The sequence below is a fragment of the Bacillus cereus group sp. N14 genome (genome assembly GCF_016483555.1).
In the GTDB taxonomy this organism is placed as follows: Bacteria; Bacillota; Bacilli; order Bacillales; family Bacillaceae_G; genus Bacillus_A; species Bacillus_A wiedmannii.
Map to the genome: position 1 here is coordinate 1 of NZ_JAEHBQ010000035.1, position 20,882 is coordinate 20,882.

Genomic DNA, 20,882 nt, shown 5'->3' on the forward strand with positions numbered 1-20,882 from the left:
GGCTATTACTTCTTACTTGAAACTATATAGCTTTATCGTGGCTATAAGCTCTTATTTGAAACTATGTAGCCTTATCATGGCTATAAGTTCTTATTTGAAACTATATAGCCTTATCACGGCTATAAGCTCTTATTTGAAACTGTATAGCTTTATCAGGGCTATTAACTCTTATTTAAAACTACATAGCCTTATCTTGGCTATTACTTCTTACTTGAAACTGTATAGCCTTATCACGGCTATTACTTCTTACTTTTAATAATTAATAGCTATATGATGGCTACAATTTCGTAATTTATGAAACGTTATAGCTATATGATGGCTACAACTTTGAAAAAATGAAACGAGAATATCTTGAAAATCATTTGACTAAAATTTTTTTTATTCTATGTAAATTAGTAATAAACGTTGATATAAAGCCATTTCATAAAATATGAAAGAAAATACGCAAAAATCATTATAGCTATATGATGGCTACAACTTTCACTTTAAAAATCCCAACAAAGCTATATACACCAACGGTTGCAGCACTTTTTAATAAAATATAATTTGTTTTAAAAACATGAAACGTTATAGCTATATGATGGCAGTAAACATGAAACGAACTGAAACGTTTATAGCGGTATGATGGCTACAACTTTCACTGCAAAAACCCCAACAAAGCCATACACACCAAGGGTTACATCAGTTTCCAATAAAATATAACTTGTTTTAAAAACATGAAACGTTATAGCTATATGATGGCTACAACTTTCAAACAAAATTAGATGAAAACCCTATAAAATCAATGGTTTCGGGAGATTTATCCCACTACATAATACGTTTCATATTCAAAAAATTTCATAGCCCTATGGTGGCAACAAACTTTTTTTCATGAAACGTCAAACCCCTTGTCGCACAAGGGATAGAGGCACGTTTCATTTTTTTGTTTTCTCTCTTAAAGGGACAGATTTCACCAGTATTCGATTTGATATAATCAAAAATGATAATCTATATCTAATTGTGGGGAAATCTGCAACTTAATATATAAGGAGGTGAAAAAGATGGCAAAATCTTTCGTTATAAAGAACAAACGAAGTTTAAATGGTGAAACAACAACACCGGTAATTGTAACAATTAAATCATGGCAAAAGTTAGTAGAAGCTTTAGAAGGTAAGTATTATAGTTTTAAAGATACTTATTTAGAAGACATTGTGAATTCAATGTCCTATGAAGAACGAATTGCAGATGAAGAGGGGTTTGTCGCTAAAGCAAAGCCATCTTTTTCACTGAAAATGAAAAAGATTGTAGATAAAGTAAGTGAATTTGATAAAAACGAAGGCAGAAAACATAAGTTATATGGAATTACAAATGCTGATTTAGAAGTATTTCTATTTCTTCATAAAAAATGTAATACATATGGTGAGCTTTCACATGTATCAATTCATATGCTTTGGGAAGATTATAAAAATTATAAAGAAGCATTTGCACATATTCACCACTCACAATTTTATGTGGCTTTGAAAAAATTAAGTTTCCATAACATCATTACAATCGAAAATGAGTACAGTGGTAAATATAAAATCATCTTAAATGATTTCATGAATAAGGAAACAAATAAAGCAAATGCCTATACATTTATTAGCCCGATAGTATTTACCAAAGAATTCTTTGAGTTATCCATTGCAGCTAAGAAACTATTCATGGATGTAGCAATGCAGCAGAAACGCGAAACTACCCTGAAACGTTCTTTATTTAAAGTTGATGAGCAAGGTAATTCAACTCACTTTGGTGGAATGTATCGTTACTTACATAAGAAATACCCGCATCAGATTCGTGCTGTACTTGAGGAACTAGAAACAAAGCTATCTGCTACTGGATCTCCTTTATTTAAAATTTGCAAGTTAGAAAAAGGGAAGAAGAATAAAAAGCAATACACAACATTGCATTTATCTGTACATCCTGATTTCTTATGCGCGAAAGAAGAAGGAGCAGAATACCGTGAGCCATTTACACCACGAGATACATATAAGCGTAAAGCTAAATTCATAGAAAACTTGTTAGTTGAAATGAATATTGCTGAATTTGCAAAGGATATGAACCAATTCATAAACGTTTTAAAACACTCTTGTCATCGTCAAATTCGCCAAGTAGTTCGTGGCTTACGAGAAATGATTGATCGACAAGAAGGGTATCCGAAAAAGCTTGTTTATACACTAAGTAAATTATTAAAGCAATCTTCTCAATACCGTGTATTAGATACAGCTGCTAAAACTGGTATTTATTCTTTAATTACACACAATGTACCTAAACATGAACAAGAAGAGGCCATTTTTAAATTTGGTACTCATTTTGCTATATACTCTTTACGCAATGTTCAAAAGCTATTCCGTAAAGCGCATGACCTGCTTCATGCGAAATATGCTGTACCTGTAACCGTAGATGCTTACCATCGTAACTACATGCAGTATCAAGAGGAATCACTATTTAGAAAATATGCTTATGAGCAAGGCGTAAACATTAACGCATATACAGCATTAGAAATTGAAATACGCGAACTCTTAAAGTCTAGTGGGCATAAGGGAAATCAAATCCCTAGTGAAATTCGTGAACTGTTCATTGAAAAAATTGATAAATTGCCGAAGGAAAAGATTCGTGTAATTGAGGTCCCTGAAGACTTTAATTTAACTCAGTTTCTACAGTCCTTAGAAGCATATTACCGTTCAACAAGTGAAGTACCACATACGGTTGATCAGCTGCTTCCAGCAATGTAATGATACAGCTCTCTACTTTTGAAAAAAACAAAAGTGGAGGGCTATTCGTGTTGGAGATAACTTGTGGAGTGTATTACTTCAAGCAAAGTAGAGAGTCAGTTTTCAAATTTAATGATCACAACTCTCTATTTTTTATGCAATTACATACAGTGCATGTGAAACAAATTGAGATATTCACAATTTCTAAGTTATTTATTCTGAATTATCAATCTCCTTTTCATCTTTTCATCTACAAAAAAGCAGAAATATTTTTCAGTATTCTGTTGATATCTTAATAATTTTGACCTGATGTGTATAATATAAAGCCTTAATTACTGTTCTTATCATGTTCTTGCCTTTAATCTACTTAAAATCAGAAAAACATCTGTTAATTCTGTTTAAAAAGTGAATTCTGTTCCTAACTTTAACCAATTTGTTAATAAATTGTGTACAGTTTTTTTATAAATGTGGAAAGTTTGTTCGTAAGTCATTAAAATATGCACTTATTATTTATACAGTTACTTGCATCAAACTAACGATGATTATATGTAGTTTTTATATACCTACTTTACGATAATTTGTAGTTTTAAATCCTCATCCCGCTCATTAAGTACGTTCCCAGTATTTACTTTTTATGATTTTTTATGGCTAAAGTAATTACGAATCCTTACCACAGCAATGTTTTAGGACGATTTTTTCTCTGTATAAAAGTTTTATCTTTTTTCTTTATATATATTAAAGATATATATTATATTAGGTTTTTATATTGTGTAATACTTACTATAGAGAACAGATCCTGTGTAAAACCAATTTCATTTCTTAATGGAATTGGTTTTTTTATGTACTTTAATAAACATTATATTTAGTTTTAATCATTCTAAAAAAATTTTGATATAAAACATAAATTTTTTTTATTTCTCTTAGATTTTCGAAAAAAGTAAATCATACTTAAATTAGATAGTTGATTAGTGGAAATTACAATGAAATTTGTAATCTCCTAACCATTTAAAAAGAGAGGTGAAGACATGGTAAAAAAGAAATCCCAGAAAAACCCCGAAAAAAAGAAATTTACATTCTTTAAAAAAGCAAAGACTAAAACAACCGAAATATTAGATATGCAGCAAGAAAATTCAGAAGCTCTTAAAGAAAAGAAGAAACGAAAAACAAGGGAGAAAGTTCCAGCAATAACAGGAAGAAAAGTAGGTAAGGTTACATTTTGGTGTGTGATGGGATTCGTGTTTGCAGGAAGCTCCCTTTCATTTATCCAACTTGCCGGTCCTCCTAGAGCAGTAGCTGTTCAGGAAAAGAAAGAGGAACCCGTAAAAATTAAAATGTCAGAAGCAGAATTAATTGCATATGCGAATAGTTTTGCCACTAATTATTTTAATTGGAAAGTTGATATGAATGTAGCAGAAGAGCGAAAAAAACGATTAGAGAAATTTCTAGTTGAAGGATCCGATGAGCAAGGTGGATTAAATAGAGATACTTTAAAAAACGCTTCTAGTACTTTAGTTAAATCGGAAGCAGTAGAGGTCCGACAAAAAGGAAATGAAGCAGAAGTTACATTAAAAATCATTCAGAAACTAGAACCTGTAAATAATCCTGCTCCTGGAACAACACAAGCACCAGACACACCAAAGGAACCAAAAGAAGTTACAAGGTACTTCTCTATACCGATTTTAATGGAGAAAGGGAAGATGGTAGTCCCTAACAATCCTACAATCGTTCATGGAGAGAGAGAAAAGGCACCTTATAAAATAGCCACTTTCAAATCAGAAGGACGAGAAATTAATACAGATGCAGAAATTAAAAAAGTAGAACAATTTTTACAATCTGTATTTAAAGTGTATACAGAAGGAACACCAGAAGAAATAGCTTATTACTTTGAAAAAAGTAATATAACAAATGGATTAAAAGGTATTATGACATTTAGCAAATTAGAAAACCTACGAATTTACGAAGATAAGGATAAAGGATACAGAGTCTTAGTTGATGCTAAGTTAAAAGACAATGATAGCAGCTTAGAGTACACATACACATATGATTTAAATCTTGTAAATAAAGATAACAAGTTTTCAATTAGCTCTATGAAGAAATTTGAAAACACATTAGAGAAAGTGGAGGGTAAATAATTATGGAGCTTTTGGGATTAGATATGGTTGCTCAGCAATTACCTGCTATTACGGATGTAGCGGTCTTAGGCAACATTAATTTTGGAGTGAATGCAAAAAACTGGTTAGTAGCTCAGTTAGGTCCCATTTTTTTAGTTGTAGCAATCATCGGTGTAATAGTTTTACTTGTAAAAAGACAAATGGCTGGTCTAATTGGTTGGTTAGTACTTTGTGCGATTGTATCTGTGTTTGTATTCACTCCAGATGTATTCAAAGACCTTGGAACAAAATTATATAATTTATTATTTAAATGATCATTTGTAAAAAATAGAAATTTTAAGGAGTTGGTATAAGTGACTCAGAAACCGACTCGCAAGGAAGTAAGGACTTACAACTCTATCTGGGATATTCCTAAGAGTTTATATGGGATAAGGGATATAACACTCCCTTTCCCTGTACCTTACAGACAGCTGGGGATTTTTGTTGGAACACTATTAATAATAATATTCTTAGAACAGATTTTACCATTAGGAAACAACGTCTTTTTCAAATATCTAATATTACCTGGTGGTATAGCGTACTTCTTTGGAAATGTAGAATTGGATGGAAAAAGTCCACACAAATTTATATATCGATTCTTTGTATTTACATTTGAAAAAAAGAAGTTGAGTCGTTATAAAGATACAACTGGCAATATTGGAAGCTATCAATATAAGACAGTAGTTCGATTTAAGGATGATTCAATTAAGAAAAAGTAATTAATTAATCTATACGGAAGAATTAGTTTAGTCTCATATTCTTCTCTAAGGAGGCACAAATGAATCAGGTTGAATTTCCAGTCAAATACTTTGATGAAAATTTGATTTTTAACCAAGATGGTTCTTGCTGGGCGTATTATGAGGCATACGGGATTCCTTACGAATTTAAAGGAGACGATGATAAAAATACGTTGTTTATGCGACAACTCGGATTATTTTGGAATTATGAAGAAGAAAAACACCTCTTAATGATACCTGTTTATCAGAATTTTAAAGAGAAAGCCGATGAGTTTAAACAAACAATCAGTGGAGAATTAAAAGAGCTGGCAATCGATCATACTGATGATGTTGTCCATGAGTTAGAAAGAAAATTTGGTAAAAACGCTGTAGAATATCGCTATTTTATAGGTGTGAAATTAAAAGTAAGACACATACAAGAAGGACTTAAGGAAATGCTGTACACTGCATTTCATACCTTTAAAAACACTGCAGAACAGTTTGGACTACTTGGTGATACCAAAATATTAAAAACTGATTTGGAGATGTATAAGCGGGAAGCTAGTGCCTTTAGAAACAAAATAAGAAAACATTTAGCAGTAAGAAGTTTAGAAACGAATGAAACGCAATGGATTGTATTACGAAACTTCTATCGTACATTGGAAGCACCTGTTACAGCAGGATGGACGCCACCAGTAATTGATGACGATTCTGCAATCTTTCCGAATCAAGAGAGTTTATTACGTTTAACAGAATCAGAAGTAGAGGTTAAAGGAAGACATATAGAAATGTCCCAAATTGGTTCTGATGGATTAGATTATCCAGCATATATGAGTTTCTTATCGGCATCCAAGATTCCATATACAATGGAGTTTCCAGACCAAGAGTGGATGTATATGATCCAAAATATAGATTTCCCAATCGAACTAAGTGTACGTACAGAAAATATTAACCATCGTAAAGCTCTATCTAAACTAAATAAAAAGAAAAAAGATTTAGAAGATCAAGAAGCACATGCAAGGGAAAATTCACAAACTGTTGGATTAAACGTGTATGAAGGTGTTCAAGAAGCTACTGAATTACAGGCCCTTATACAAAAGACACGTATGCCACTTGTTAAGACATCGGTATCCTTCTGTATATGTGCTGAAGATTTGGATACAATGCGTCGAAATACCAATTCACTCATTTCCATTTATAGAGAGATGATGATTGAACTAGTAAGACCATATGGAGACCAGTTCTTGCTGTTTAATGAATTTATCCCTGGTGCTAAAAGATATGTAAATGATTATATACACTTTATGGAGCCTGGAGTTCTGGCGGCCGGTATGTTTGGTGCAACACAAGATTTAGGAGATAATATCGGGTTTTATATTGGAACAACTGGTATTTTAAACAAAGCAGTTTATATGACACCCTCACTTGCAGCAACAAATACCGTTGCAAATCAAAAAACAAGCGCACTTTCAGTTGCAGTAACAGGAAGTACTGGTTCTGGTAAATCATTTGGAACAAACTTAATTGTTTACCTAGCGGTACTGGGAGGAGCCCAAACACTGATAGTCGATCCAAAAGGTGAGAGGGGGAACTGGACAGAAGATTTACACGGCTTAGAAGGTAAGGTAAATGTAATTACACTAGGTACTGATAGACGAGATGAAGGGAAACTAGACCCATTTATCATTCATAAACATAGCCGAAAAGATGCAATTGAGTTAGCAATGACAATTCTTACTTTCATTACAGGTATTAAACCTGATAACTCGGAAAAATTCCCGCGTTTGGCTTCGGCTGTAGAATTTGTTGCAGGGATGGAAGAACCGTGCTTAACAGCTGTATCTCAATACCTTGAAGATAGTGAGGATAAAGTGGATCAACAATTAGCTGCTCATATTCAAGCTTTTGAGAATTTATCCTTTGCACACTTAATCTTTGGTGATGGAACAAATAGAGATATTGAACTTGATACAGCAGTGAATATCATACAAATTCAGCATCTTGATATGCCAGATATTCAAAAAGATCCGAAAGATTATACCTTACAAGAAAATTTATCAGTTAGTATGCTGATGTCTCTATCTTCTTTTGCAAGAAAATTCTTTCAAAAGGATCCTACTAAATTCAAAATTGTTCTATTAGATGAAGCATGGGCAATCATGGGAACTTCTCAAGGGCGAGAGTTAGCTCGTAAGCTAGTTCGTGAAGGTCGTGCCTTAAACTCAGCAGTATACTTTGCTACTCAAAGTGCAAGTGACCTTGGAGATGAGACATTTAAGAATAATATCGGTATGAAGTTCTCATTCCGTAACACAGACAGTAAAGAAATTTCTTCAATCTTAGATTTCTTTGGATTACCTGATAATGAGGAAAATCATGCGATTGTTACTAATTTAGAAACAGGACAATGCTTGTTCCAAGATATCCAAGGAAGAACAGGTGTTGTCACAATGGATGTAGTGTTTAAGGATTTATACGATGCATTCGATACAAGACCAAATGCAAGAAAGAATTATAGAAAGTCAAATGATGATGAAAAGCAGGAAGTTAATGCAACCTTTGTCGAAGAAGGGGGAGAAAAAATAAATGTAGGAGTGAGTTAATATGGTAAAAACTAAACTAAAAAAATTAATGCTATCTAGCCTATGTGCTGGCGCTCTAATTTTGAGCGCAGCATGTGGAAATAGCGAAACAAATGTAGGAGAAGAAAAAGATAAACAGGGGCACACTCCTAGAGAAATGATGTTGGACTTTGTAAAGGCCGACTTACAACATGATTATAAAACAATACGTAAATTAGTTGTCGATGGGGAGAAAAATAAAATATTAGACCCTAATAAAGGACCTCAAAATAATTTATCTTACAAAGATTATACTGTAAAAGAATATGTGGTAGATAAGGACACAATTATGTATAACTTTATTTCAAAGAAGCCTCCTAAGAATATCGATAAAGCGGTGAAATGGGTAAGAGTAGTTCGTACAGAAGATGGGTTCAAAGTTCGAAGTTATACCGGCCCTGAACGAAATGAAATTGATGAATTAGAAAATACTAAACCGACTAATGAGTTTAGTTCAAAAGATTAATAGGTTTCCCTAAAGGGGGAGTAGCATGTAATGAAAAAGTTTATTACCTTATTGTTATTAATGTGTACTTTGCTTTTAGTATTTAATTTACTTTTTAAAACTACACCAGTCTATGCAGAGGAAGAACCCAGACCCTCCCTTATTGACGACATTATTCCTAAAAGTAAAGAAAAATTAAAATTTGAGGAATATCCACCAAGTAGTTATGGCATCGATGTTTATACTCCAGAAGGTGGATTTGGAGAATCTCTTAAATTTTGGAAATGGAAAGATAATATTAAAGAACAAATTGTAGCAACTATTTTTATATTGATTAGTATTGCATGGACAGTAAACCTTGCAATTAGTAGTTTAGTCACAAGTTTGGTAGGCCAATCAATGAGTTTAAATATAGTTGCTGATGTTGGAGATAAGTTGGGTGAGGTAATATCTAAAGCAGCAGGGTTCAATGGTTCTTGGGGTAATGGAATATATAGTGAACTAATTGGACTCATGCTAGCTTTATTAGCTTGCTGGGTTATCTGGGTAGGCTTTGTACAACGACGCCAGTCAGAGATGCTAGGTGGATTGTTAAAAGCATTAGGTATTTTAGTTTTTACCCTAGGTTTTTTTGCGAATTCAAGTTATATCATCAAAGGATTAAACAATTTTTCAGAGCAAGTAAATAAAACTGTTCTTGATACAACTCAAAGTATTAGTGGAGCAAATGAAGGACATTCAAGCGGTGTCGATTCCATTACTGATTTAACACACACTCTATTAATAAAGCAACCTTATACATTATTACAATTTGGTACAACAGATATGAAGAAAATCGGAGATGAAAGAATAAAGAAAATGTTAACAACGACAGATCCTGATGAAAGAAAAGCTCTTTTAAAGGATGAAGTTGAGGTTCAGAAAAACCAAACACTCTCGTTAGATGCTACTTTTGAGCGAGGGGCACTCATATTACTACTAGGTGTTATCAATGCTCCTTTATGGATTGTATTGGGATTATGCAGTATGGCGATGTTATTTTATCAATTAATGTTTATCATCGTAGCGCTAATGTCACCTGTAATGTTATTGATGGCTTTAGTACCTGCGTGGACTGGTACAGCTAAGAAATTTTTATCTGAATTGTTCCGAACGCTGCTTATGAAAGTTGCAATTGGTTTCCTGGTAACTTTAATGTTCTGGGTATCGTCAATTTTGTTCAGTGCTACTGATAAGTATGGATACTTAGTTGTAGCTATACTACAAATACTTTCATTCTTGGGTGTGTGGTTATACCGTAAAACAATTTTCGATGCTATTACTACAGTACCAGCAAGTGCAGGAGCAGCACGCGCATCAGATGCTATGAGTAATATTAGGCAAAAATATCGTGATGTTCGACGTGGATCTAAGACAGTTGGAAGAGGTGTAGCAGTAGCTGGCGCCGCGGGTCTTGCAAGTGCTGCGGTGGCAGGAAAAGTGGGTAAATCAGGCTACAGTAAGTTTAAACAGTTGAAAGAAAACTATGCAGATAGAAAAGAAAAGGTAGCAGATGGTAAACGCAAGGGAAAAGAACAAATGCAAGCAGAAAAAGAAAAAAATATAAATCAAATGAAAAAAGAAGAAAATTTAGGTGTTCGCGATAGAAAAGGTAATCAAGAGCAAGAACGGGTTAAGGAAGAAGTAGCCGCGACTAAAGAGAATCCAGAATTAGCAGTACGAGGGAATCATGAAGGTAATGACACTGAAATGCAACAGGCAGAACTAAAAGGTAAAGAAGAGGATGTAAAAGCGGATGTTAAACCAGTAGCGCAATCAAATGAGGAATTAAATAGTAAAGAAGATGATGTAAAAGCTCAAGTTAGACCAGTAGCAAGTCAAAATAATGGTGGACTTGAGAATAAGCAAGAAGATGTAAAAGCAGCAGCAAAACCAGCAGCAACAATTAAAACACCAACTGGTCAAACAAAACCGATCACACCACCACAGTCAGTCACACCATCATCGCCGACGAATCCGATGGAGAGTAAACCGATCACACCACCACAGTCAGTCACACCATCATCGCCGGCGAATCCGATGGAGAGTAAACCGATCACACCACCACAGTCAGTCACACCATCATCTCTAGCGAATCCGATGGAGAGTAAATCGATCACACCACCACAGTCAGTCACACCATCATCGCCGGCAAATCCGGTGGAGAGTAAACCGATCACACCACCACAGTCAGGAACAACACCATTGCCAGCGAACCCAATAGAGAGTAAGCCAGTCACTACTTCCCAGGTGAGTACACCACAAAAGCCAGTAGAGGTAAAACCAGTTAATCAACAACAAACTAAAAATGTTCCTAAAGTGAATAATCAACAACATGTAAAAGAAGGAGCAGATATTAAGAAAGTTAATGCAAAAGCACAAACACAACAAGAAGCTTTAAAAAATGTAAAAGCAAAAGAAAACATAAAACCAAAATAATTCAGCTCATGAGGGAGGGTTTATACATTGAGTGCGGAACCAAATCGCGACTTTGAAAATGAACATCATCCTGAAGCTGAACTAGGGAATGCTAAGCCTGCCTTGAAAAAGGCAGGCCATTCTTTAGGGAAGGCGGCTGGTAAAGGTACAAAAGTAGCGGGTAAAGCAGTTGCACAAGTAGGGAAGAAAGTAGCAGTTAAAGTAGCTCAAAAGGCAGCTACAGTTGCTGTTGCAAAACCATTATTAATAATAGCCGGTGTGATTTTGGCTGCTGTTGCGGGTTTAGGTATAGTGATATTTTTATTAACTGCTACAATGGGTGAGGATGAAGTCAGTCCTGGGGGAATTGGTGGCCCTTTTACACCAGGTACTGCAAGTGTTAGTCCTGAAGTAATGAGATGGGAGCCGTTAGTAAGGAAATATGCAGCCCAACACGGCATAGAAGCGATGACCCCGTTAATATTAGCACTTATTCAGCAAGAAAGTTCTGGAACCCAGTTGGACGTTATGCAAAGTTCCGAATCACAAAATCATCCTCCTGGTTATTTTACAGATCCAGAAGAAAGTATTAAATATGGTTTAATGCATTTTGCAGATTGTCATAAAAAATCCAACGGCGATCCAAATATTACATTACAGTGCTACAACTATGGAACTGGTTATGCAAACTACGCACTTTCTAATGGAGGATATTCTCACGCGAATGCAAGAGCGTTTTCTGCAGAACAGACAGCGAAAACTGGTTATAAATGTGGTTCTTGGCGAAGTGCAGAGGCAGTAGCTAATAATTGGTGCTATGGTGATCCAGACTATGTTCCGCATGTACTAAGATATTATCAAGGTGGTAGTGGTGGTGGACCAGTAGCCGGCGGAGATGAATTATTTAAAAAGGTAATGGATGAAGCCATTAAATATCAGGGGTGGCCTTACGTTTGGGGAGGAAGAACACCACAATCATCATTTGATTGTAGTGGACTCATTCAGTGGGTATATGGGCAAGCAGGTATTAATTTAGTTGGTACTGCAGAAACACAATTTAAAATGACACAGCGAACCAATGATCCACAACCAGGGGATTTAATATTTTTCCAAGGTACGTATAAACCAGGCATTTCACATATTGGAATTTATGTTGGTAACAATCGTATGTTCCATGCAGGAGATCCAATAGGTTATGCAGATTTAAATACACCGTATTGGCAACAGCATTTTGCGGGTTATGGTAGGGTGGCAAGATAGGAGGGGTGAAATGAAAAAAACAACAATTTTATTAATCGTATTGCTTATAGGTAGCATAGGATTAAATTTAAAAATAAACGCAGATAATGCCCAAATCAAAGATGAAAAGGAAAAGTTGTCTAAGAAAATACTAAAAATAGAATCAAGATATAAGGATACTGAGAAGGAATTACTAGCTTTAAAGAGTAATAATCAACAACAGGTAAAGGAAGCAGCTGAGAGGTTTTTGAAAGCGTTCCGAACATATGATACTGGCAAAGGAGAATCATATCTTACAAATGTTGAAGCGTATATAACTCCAAATGCGAAGAAGGAATTGACGCCTCCTGGTGCACCAAACCCACCTGCTTCAAGTACTGCAGAAGAAAAAGATAAGAAAAAGTTAGCTTTTAAATCAGAGTACATTGATGGCGAATTGTACTATGCTTTCATCGATACCACCAAAGCAAACGTACTTGCTAAAGTTAAAAGTAAAATGATTATCAATGGTGTATCATCAGAAAACATGTCATTAATGCAAATCAATTTAATTTATGATGGAAATAAGAAATTATGGCTCGTTGACAAGGTTATCCCGTTAGCAGATTTACGAGATCAAATGCCATAAACTAAAAATTAATAATAAAAGAGCCTTTTCTATTTTTCTTGAATAGAGAGGGCTCTTTTGCTTTTAGTAGTTATTTTTGATACGTAAGGGGTTTCACCACATCGCTATCAAGCTAAGCTTATACAAAGTCAATTTTAGGCGAGATTGTTTCTTTTTTCTAAAGGGCAAGTGTAGGTGATTGAAAGATTTGCATGCGAAATAAACCCTAACGGGTTTCACTTTTTTGAATTAAGCGGCTTGATTGTCCGACATAGTACAATTGTAAACGACACCTAATATATCAAAGACCGTTTTCTTCTTATATCGATGAGATTTCCGCCCGTTTTGCTGTAGAAGATTGAACAGACGAAGTAACACCTTTGATAGCTCTTGGGTGTTTTTTTGTATAGTTTGGAATAGAAGAAGAAAATAGTCTTTAATCATATATATGGCTTTATACTCACTAAGCTCTCGTTTTTTCTTCATGAGGAGCAATTGTCGCATTTGAAACATGATAGAAGAACAGAGTAGAATGGCAATCAATTGACCATATAAATGGCACTCCAATCGTTCTGGTTTTATCTTTTTACAATGATGAATTTGAAAGAATGACTTCCACGTTTTAAATAAAATTTCGATTTGCCAACGTAAAGAATACCAATCATGTACTTGTCCCGTCGGGACAATATCTGTAGGGGTGTTTGTCATATATACATTGATACCACTGAGCCGTTTACTACGAGGAGAATACTTCATTCCTTTCTTTTTTTCTCTTACAGTTTGATCTTGTAATCGTTTTTGTTGTTGTTCTTTTGTTAGCCGATGAACAATCACGCGGGTTGGTACTTTATCAGTCATTCCTACAAAAGCATCGAATATTTCACATGTTTGTCCTGGCTGAAGAGAGTTCATTAAGGCCTCCATATTTATCTGTATATACTCTGTCCCTTTTTTGATTCTTCCATCTTGAAAATAATCAGGGTTAGGATTTTTTGATATATACGTGTGTTCGACTTGATACGAGAGATATAGTAGGCTTCTTTATCTTGTATATATTGAAGGTCTTTTAAATGAAAATAACCTAAATCTCGGATACATAAATCATTCGCTGTCACAGTTGGGGCACACAAAGAGCCGTAAGTGCGATCATGTTGTTTACCTGGACCTGTATGAATATGAAGGAACTGTCCACTTAACAAATCATACTCAAGTTGAATTTTTATCCCAGCTGTATGGCTGCAGCCTCCTGCACCTGGATAAACCGTAGAAAATACATCCGGGAGTTGAAATGCAGTTGAATCTAAAATACGAATACGCTTGAAAACAGAAGTGTACGGAGAAGAAATCGGCATAGATACGGCCAATTTTTTGCTTAGTAGTTCGGATAGTAGGTGTTGTAAAAGTTGGACGGCCGCCTTATTAAACCGTTGATTCAGTCCTTCAGGACTGATGAGTACTTCTGTTGATGCTTCTAAACAGCTAGATAACTGAGTTAAAGAAGTCATAGCTACATTTTGGCTCACCCATACACATAAAGCGACTAAATCTTTTGCTTGGTACTTACTGGTTCGTTGTACAAAACCAACATCTCTGGCAAGATTCCGTAAGGTATTTGGAGATAAAAAGCTTTGAATCTCTTGAGCAAATAATTGTAATTCATTGGATACAGAAATAGACATACAAAAACGCCATCCTTTCCTATGATTCTACAGAAAGGATAACGTCTTTTGTGCTTTATGGGTAGTGCTATCCCTTGTATGACTTTTTGTGATTTTGGTGAAAGTCTTGATGGTACTTCATTCTCTCCCTTCGAATCATATTGAACTCACATCCTAACCATTTTCCTTTCAAATGAATTTTTTATTAAAATTGCCTTAAATCGTATGTCTTGATATATATAAATTTCAAAAATAATATTATAATTTAGTAAAAAAATACTTTTAATACTAATTTTTCATGTAGAATAGGAGATTAAAAATGATAACTGATTACCTTTCAACTAAATACACTGTAATACTCTCTTGCATAGCCCTATTTCTGATATTTGTTGTAATAATGAATTTTATAAAGAAAAATTCAGATAAGAAAAACAAAAAAGAATTATAAACATGTTGGTTATTAGGGGTATTATCACATCGCTATCAAATTAAAAAATTGGTTGTTCCCCATCACTATCAAGCTAACAAAATAAAATACCCCTTAAAATGAAAAAATACGCTTTCTTTCTGTAGACTTATAGGAAAGGATGGCGTTTTTTTTACACTTGGGGGTAAAGTAAATTCTTAAGTTGATGGGCATGGGGTCTCACCACATCGCCATCAAGCTAAGGTTTTGAAGTACCCCCTAAACGAAAATTTTATTTCTCTACAGGTAGTTACTTTGAGGAGTCAGCTTATTTTTTTCGTTTTGGAAAATTTATTTTTCTTAAGTTGATAGGCATGGGGCGGTGCGCCATTTTGAAATGAAAAATAATGTTTGAAAATAAAGTCATATAGACAACATTCACCCTGATGTTTCCATTTTTATTGAAATATACTAAAATATTACAGGGGAGGGTGTTATGAAAAAAGTAGTTGTGTTTTTTCTTATTGTAGCGTCTATATTGTCAGGTTTTATTGCATTTCAACAAACGGATCATAAAGAATTCGAAAAAATGGAAAAGGTAGAACAGAGGATAGGTAAAGAGTTTGTTATCCCAAATGTACTGGGTTTTGCGAATCCTAGTGAAATTTATCCTATATTACTCGAGGCAGCAAAGGAGTCACATACAAATATTTTTCGTACAAATGTTGCGTATCATGAAGATGAACAGGCAGAAATTTTGAAGTATGTGTTACTAACAACTGAAACGATATATTTTAAACAGTTTCAGTTAAGTGGGGGGGATGTGTTAAAGCCAATAGACACATTCCAAGGTAATGCTTTTTTATCGACAGTACATACGAAAGATACAAAACAAAAGGGAATAATAAAAGATTTTGGAGATAATCATGTGATTACAATTAAACCGCTTCAAACGTCGTACGAACATTTACCTATGGCAGGAAGATATGTTGTAGAAGGAGTAGATGATAAATCATACGATGTATTTTTAAAGCTTTTCTCTAAAAAGTTAAATCAGCATTTTAAGCCGAAACAGTATATTGTTGCTGACGATTTTAAACGGAATCTTAGTAATAACGAAGAAGCTCTCGATTCACCAATTAATTCTTTATCCTATATTCAGTATATGGTGTTTATTGTGCTCCTATGTTTTCTCATTTATTATGTATTTAACGAAGCGAAAAGGATTGGCGTAATAAAAATGCACGGCGTATCGAATGTGCGTTTATGGTTTATCGTTATAGGTAGAACCATTGCTAGTATGTTTGTTTTATCGATAGGTATTTCCGTACTTGCAACTGCTTTCGTAAAAAATGTAACTTCAGGGTTTATCTACACCATTATGTTCGATCAATGTAAAACGTATCTCATTATTACAATATTATCTCTCGTTTCATATTTTTATATTTCTAAAATTAAAGTCAATCAAATGATTAAAAATAGAAAAGATACAAAAGGTATATTTGTATTCAATACGCTGTTGAAAGTTACTTGTTCTATTATATTTGTTTTATTAGGGACGTCTATTTTAGAACAATATATTACAGTGAAAGAAAAACAAGTGAATTTAAAAAACTGGGAGAAAAACAAAGATTATGGTGTCTTTTATCCGCTTTCTGTAGGGAATGATGAAGAACAACAAGGGATGCATAAAACGGAGTCAAGTATAAATGGTGATTTGTATCCTATTTTAAATAAAATGGGAGCGGTATTAATTGATTCCAAGGAGTATGAAGAAATAGAATTGTCTAGAAATAAAGATTATAAAGGAATTTGGTCAGTTACCGTAAATAATAATTACCTTCGCGAATTTCCGCTATATGACATACATAATCAGCGCGTGCAAGTTTCAGAAGATACGGAAAACTGGATTTTATTAGTACCTGAAAAATATCAGAACAGGGAAAAAGAAATTCTTCGCTTTTTTGAAGAATGGAGAAAGCCAGCAATAGAATATGAAGAAAAAAGAATGCACAGAGAAGTCCCGAATCATTTACGCAATCGGAAAATAGACATTATTTGGATAAAGAATAATCAGGAAATCTTTAGTTTCAATCCAGATGTATATAAATCTGACAATAACAAAATTAGAGATGAAATTATTGAAGTAATGACAGAGAAGAATAGTTTTGTTGGAGAAAGAGATCTTATATTAGGCGGAGGGGCGAAGGATCCTTTAAAAATTAAGTTGATAAAGCGAGATGCAGGATTAACGTATAAGACACTAGAGCCAGAACTTAAAAGATTAGGATTAGATGATAATTTAAGATATCTTGTAACAGTTGACCAATATATTTCAAAAGATATATATAATCTGCAAAAAACAATGAAAATACTATTAACGGTTACTAGTGGACTAATTGTAGGCATATTATTTTTGGTAACACAGAATATTATTGTGTATTTCAATAAAAATCAGCAGAAAATAGTGGTACATCGCTTATTTGGCGTAGATTTTTTTAGAACATATAAGGGATACATGTTGCAATTTGTATTAATGTGGATTGTACAACTATCAATTTGCTTCATCGTAAAGAAAGAGTTTGATTTGAAATTACTTACAGTGGTGGCAATGCTTATTTTAATTGAATTTACCGCCTCAATTATTGCATTAATCACGATGGAACGAAGAAATAAAAAAACGGTGATAAAGGGAGGTTAATATAAACGCATGCAATATATATGTGAACTAATAGATGTTTGTAAAAGTTATGGAAATCATGCAGTTTTAGATGAGTTCAATTTAAAAATTTATGAAGGGGAAATGGTTGCGATTACTGGAAAAAGCGGATCTGGTAAAACAACGATTCTAAATATTATAGGAATGCTAGAGAACCCAGATAGCGGAGTCGCTAAATTATTTGGTGCAGAGAGTCCTAATATGGGTTCTAGTAAAGCAAATAAGATTCTGAGGACAAGAATGTCGTATCTCTTTCAAAATTATGCACTCATCGACAATGATACTGTAAATAAAAATTTAGAAATTCCCTTGATTTATGCAAAAAAAACAAAGACGGAAAAGAAAGAATTAAAAGCAGCCGCCTTAGAAAAAGTTGGACTGAGCGTATCATTACAGCAAAAAATACACGAGCTTTCAGGTGGTGAACAACAAAGGGTTGCCATAGCAAGGATACTTCTAAAGCCTTGCGAGTTAATATTGGCCGATGAACCAACAGGCTCTTTAGATGATAACAATAGAAATGAAATCATACAAATTTTAAAAAATCTAAATAAAGAGGGAAAGACAATTGTTATTGTCACGCATGATCCATATGTAGCACAAGTATGCGATAGAGTCATAGAATTATAATTTTTGCGGGAATGAGATTATAAAGGGAGAGGAAAATATACATATCGAACAATTCAAGCAACACATTGAAGAACTATTTGGAGAACATTTACTATTAAACAAATTCCAGCATAAACTAATGTGAATTTTGTCACGCTAAGGAAACCTAACAACAGAAACAAGTATAAATTTTTCTCTAACTATTTGATTATAGCGAATATGACTTCGGTATAGTTGATAGATGAAAATTTATTAAGTTTATCTATATTAATTTACCAAACTTTATGTCATCGTTACAAAAATACGCCATCCTTTCCTAGGATTCTACAGAAAGAATAGCGCATTTTTTCATTTTAGAGGGTATTTGTATTGTTTATTTTGATTGACCCTTAAAAACACATTTTTAGTTAGTATTTTAAAAGCTGGTTTCTAAGAGACCAGTCTTCACTATTATTTCACTTCAATTATGCAGCCATTTCATCCATTACAAGTTTCATTAGGTATAAAATGTTGCTTCCTATGCAATTTTCGTAACTAATATTTTTTTCGATAATAAATATGTAAAAGGTATCGCAGTCAGTGATGCTAGGAAAGGTGAAATTATTTCATTTAAACCTACTAAGTCAACTAAAATATAAATGCCGATAGTTGTAACTACAATATTAACAGCATATGTTAATGGGAATTGTAAAAATTTCTTTAAAGTTGGTTTTGTTTTGTAAGTAAAGTACGTATTTAGAAAAAAAGAACCTATTATGCCTATTACAGTAGCAATAATATGTGCTGATAAGTAATTTAACCCTATTAATTGACTTAATAAAAGATAGAATATGTAATAATTCAGGGTATTTGTGCATCCCACTAAAATAAAACGAAGCACTTGTTTATTAAACACTTTCAATTTAATCTTCTCCCAATCTACAATTTAATTAGTCCTTTATAAACTCAATATACTAATACACACTGAGAAATATCCAGAGCTATAATTAAAAACAAACTTTTTTATTTCCCTTTATTTTCCAGATACTATTATATACTAAATGGTTAAATTAGGTACATTCCAAATTTAATTTTCCAATATACAGGAAAAACTCTACAATAGAAGGCGGTTTCGTAGGTGGGTTTTATAAATCATTGAGAAGTTACACACAGACAGCCAACTTTTTTATTACAGGACAGTCTAAAAATTTCGTTCTGGGGGTTGTAATAAATCTTTAGCTTGATAGCGATGTGGCGGGACCCCCGTAAGAAATTAATGTAATGAAGACTTACCCTTTTTTTCTCTCATATAAACAGCAAATTGCATCATTTCTTGCTCTGTTAGAATATCTTCTTGTATTTCCTTTTGCGCTGCTGTACCTACATATACTAAATCGTCCCATTTTGAGAATGGCTGTTCCCCTTTAAAAACCATCTCGCTATACCGCTTTAATTCTCCATCAATGTTTACTACATTAATTCTTCCCCCATTATTTAAGAAGCCTAAAGCAAATATCTTGTCAGAGTAATAAAAATCACATTCAGTATTAGGGTCATGTAATTTCTTTAAATTTAATTGATAATTTATTTCTTCTTGTGGAATCTCTCTTTTTTCAGTTATCATTTTTTCATATGAGGAGAGTGGTAGGTTATCCAATTCATCTTCATAGACTTCTTCATAGACTTCTTTAAAAACCCAGCACTTATCACTTGTGTCTAAAGAATAAAGTTGATACCACTCATCGTAATGTGTTTTGTATAAGTATGTATGTTGCCCGTTAATTGTTTTTTTGTATGATTCCACAATGTAATGATCGGAAAAGTAATGGGTTTGATCATACAAAGTAACATCATCATAATGATCTTCAGTTTCAACAATGAATTTTTTCTTTTCTCCTGCAAATGCATATTCATACCCATCTACAATAGGGAAATCTTCTGGATAAATGTTCATACACTCATTTTTAATTAAACAATCTCTTACTTCTTCTACAGCTGCCGCTGGTATTTCTGCTATATTCAAAAACTCTTCAAAGCTATTGTTTATATTTATTCCATGAGAAGTCAATATTTGATTTAGCTGTTTGGCTAAACCAAACTCTTCAAAAATCATGTATTCATATTCGTTAGGGTTAAATTCATTTAGTAATACGTAGGAATCCAAAGAGTGCATTTTATATGTATTTACCCACTTCACAGGTTTATGAAATTCTCCAGGTCGTATTAGATACCCCCAAAGTCCTACGTATTTCTGAAATGCCTCTGTAGGTAATATGAAATAAAGCGAACCTTCCTCGGTTTCTTTTTCTAATATCCTTTTTTCATTAAACAGTTTACGCATTCTTTTTCCCCTTCCAATCAAAATTGAAAATAAAAGAATAGTTCATATTGGATTAGTTTTTGATAAAAATTTAATTGATTAAATATACAACTATTTTAACATTAACTTTTACAAATAAGATAAGGATCAGAACTAGTTTTAAAAATTTTAGAAAATATTTCTAAAACACTTAGTTTCTCAGTTAAAAATATCAATAATCCAAGTAG

The 20,882-nt window shown here is 33.5% G+C and carries 13 protein-coding genes and 1 pseudogene; 11 read left to right on the plus strand and 3 right to left on the minus strand.

Features of this window, described 5'->3' with window-relative positions; all coding sequences use genetic code 11:
- Positions 1–1,040 precede the first annotated feature (1,040 nt).
- From JDS82_RS27630 to JDS82_RS27670, 9 genes are all read left to right on the plus strand, one after another.
- Positions 1,041–2,750: a hypothetical protein gene (locus tag JDS82_RS27630; RefSeq protein ID WP_199714263.1), complete on the plus strand. Its 1,710-nt coding sequence runs from the start codon at positions 1,041–1,043 to the stop codon at positions 2,748–2,750.
- A gap of 1,004 nt (positions 2,751–3,754) precedes the next feature.
- Positions 3,755–4,861: a conjugal transfer protein gene (locus JDS82_RS27635; protein ID WP_074651753.1), complete on the plus strand. Its 1,107-nt coding sequence runs from the start codon at positions 3,755–3,757 to the stop codon at positions 4,859–4,861.
- Positions 4,862–4,863: 2 nt separating this feature from the next.
- The gene (locus tag JDS82_RS27640) at positions 4,864–5,154 is read left to right on the plus strand and encodes a hypothetical protein (protein WP_064472982.1); all 291 of its coding nucleotides are present in this window, start codon (positions 4,864–4,866) and stop codon (positions 5,152–5,154) included.
- 39 nt (positions 5,155–5,193) lie between these two features.
- The gene (locus tag JDS82_RS27645) at positions 5,194–5,598 is read left to right on the plus strand and encodes a TcpE family conjugal transfer membrane protein (RefSeq protein ID WP_000192353.1); all 405 of its coding nucleotides are present in this window, start codon (positions 5,194–5,196) and stop codon (positions 5,596–5,598) included.
- Positions 5,599–5,657: 59 nt separating this feature from the next.
- Positions 5,658–8,198, plus strand: a complete 2,541-nt coding sequence (locus JDS82_RS27650; protein WP_199714264.1) for an ATP-binding protein — start codon at positions 5,658–5,660, stop codon at positions 8,196–8,198.
- Position 8,199: 1 nt separating this feature from the next.
- Entirely contained in the window at positions 8,200–8,682 is a 483-nt protein-coding gene (locus tag JDS82_RS27655; RefSeq protein ID WP_098058691.1) for a hypothetical protein, read from the plus strand.
- A 30-nt stretch (positions 8,683–8,712) separates the two neighbouring features.
- Positions 8,713–11,139 carry a CD3337/EF1877 family mobilome membrane protein gene (locus tag JDS82_RS27660; RefSeq protein ID WP_199714265.1) on the plus strand — a complete coding sequence of 809 codons (2,427 nt, stop codon included), beginning with the start codon at positions 8,713–8,715 and terminating at the stop codon, positions 11,137–11,139.
- A gap of 27 nt (positions 11,140–11,166) precedes the next feature.
- Positions 11,167–12,378: a bifunctional lytic transglycosylase/C40 family peptidase gene (locus tag JDS82_RS27665; RefSeq protein ID WP_074651255.1), complete on the plus strand. Its 1,212-nt coding sequence runs from the start codon at positions 11,167–11,169 to the stop codon at positions 12,376–12,378.
- Positions 12,379–12,388: 10 nt separating this feature from the next.
- Positions 12,389–12,985, plus strand: a complete 597-nt coding sequence (locus JDS82_RS27670) for a hypothetical protein (RefSeq protein WP_199714266.1) — start codon at positions 12,389–12,391, stop codon at positions 12,983–12,985.
- A 228-nt stretch (positions 12,986–13,213) separates the two neighbouring features.
- On the opposite strand, the pseudogene JDS82_RS27675 reads toward JDS82_RS27670, so the two are convergent.
- Positions 13,214–14,643, minus strand: a pseudogene (locus tag JDS82_RS27675) (IS4 family transposase).
- Between the two features lie 881 nt (positions 14,644–15,524).
- On the opposite strand from JDS82_RS27675, the gene JDS82_RS27680 reads away from it, so the two are divergent.
- Both JDS82_RS27680 and JDS82_RS27685 read left to right on the plus strand, forming a co-directional pair.
- Positions 15,525–17,729, plus strand: a complete 2,205-nt coding sequence (locus JDS82_RS27680) for a bacteriocin-associated integral membrane family protein (RefSeq protein WP_098058693.1) — start codon at positions 15,525–15,527, stop codon at positions 17,727–17,729.
- 9 nt (positions 17,730–17,738) lie between these two features.
- Positions 17,739–18,377: an ABC transporter ATP-binding protein gene (locus JDS82_RS27685; protein WP_098058694.1), complete on the plus strand. Its 639-nt coding sequence runs from the start codon at positions 17,739–17,741 to the stop codon at positions 18,375–18,377.
- A gap of 496 nt (positions 18,378–18,873) precedes the next feature.
- Here JDS82_RS27685 and JDS82_RS27690 read toward each other — a convergent pair whose 3' ends face one another.
- Both JDS82_RS27690 and JDS82_RS27695 read right to left on the minus strand, forming a co-directional pair.
- The gene (locus JDS82_RS27690; protein WP_199714267.1) at positions 18,874–19,257 is read right to left on the minus strand and encodes a GtrA family protein; all 384 of its coding nucleotides are present in this window, start codon (positions 19,255–19,257) and stop codon (positions 18,874–18,876) included.
- A gap of 351 nt (positions 19,258–19,608) precedes the next feature.
- Positions 19,609–20,676 (minus strand): hypothetical protein, encoded by a 1,068-nt coding sequence (locus JDS82_RS27695; protein WP_199714268.1) that lies wholly within the window; start codon positions 20,674–20,676, stop codon positions 19,609–19,611.
- Positions 20,677–20,882 lie beyond the last annotated feature (206 nt).

Bases quoted from the DNA above. Each gene is read 5' to 3' on its own strand.
- JDS82_RS27635 (WP_074651753.1), top strand. From the start codon at position 3,755: ATGGTAAAAAAGAAATCCCAGAAAAACCCCGAAAAAAAGAAATTTACA.
- JDS82_RS27695 (WP_199714268.1), bottom strand. From the start codon at position 20,676: ATGCGTAAACTGTTTAATGAAAAAAGGATATTAGAAAAAGAAACCGAG.
- JDS82_RS27630 (WP_199714263.1), top strand. From the start codon at position 1,041: ATGGCAAAATCTTTCGTTATAAAGAACAAACGAAGTTTAAATGGTGAA.
- JDS82_RS27680 (WP_098058693.1), top strand. From the start codon at position 15,525: ATGAAAAAAGTAGTTGTGTTTTTTCTTATTGTAGCGTCTATATTGTCA.
- JDS82_RS27670 (WP_199714266.1), top strand. From the start codon at position 12,389: ATGAAAAAAACAACAATTTTATTAATCGTATTGCTTATAGGTAGCATA.
- JDS82_RS27640 (WP_064472982.1), top strand. From the start codon at position 4,864: ATGGAGCTTTTGGGATTAGATATGGTTGCTCAGCAATTACCTGCTATT.
- JDS82_RS27650 (WP_199714264.1), top strand. From the start codon at position 5,658: ATGAATCAGGTTGAATTTCCAGTCAAATACTTTGATGAAAATTTGATT.
- JDS82_RS27655 (WP_098058691.1), top strand. From the start codon at position 8,200: ATGGTAAAAACTAAACTAAAAAAATTAATGCTATCTAGCCTATGTGCT.
- JDS82_RS27685 (WP_098058694.1), top strand. From the start codon at position 17,739: ATGCAATATATATGTGAACTAATAGATGTTTGTAAAAGTTATGGAAAT.
- JDS82_RS27660 (WP_199714265.1), top strand. From the start codon at position 8,713: ATGAAAAAGTTTATTACCTTATTGTTATTAATGTGTACTTTGCTTTTA.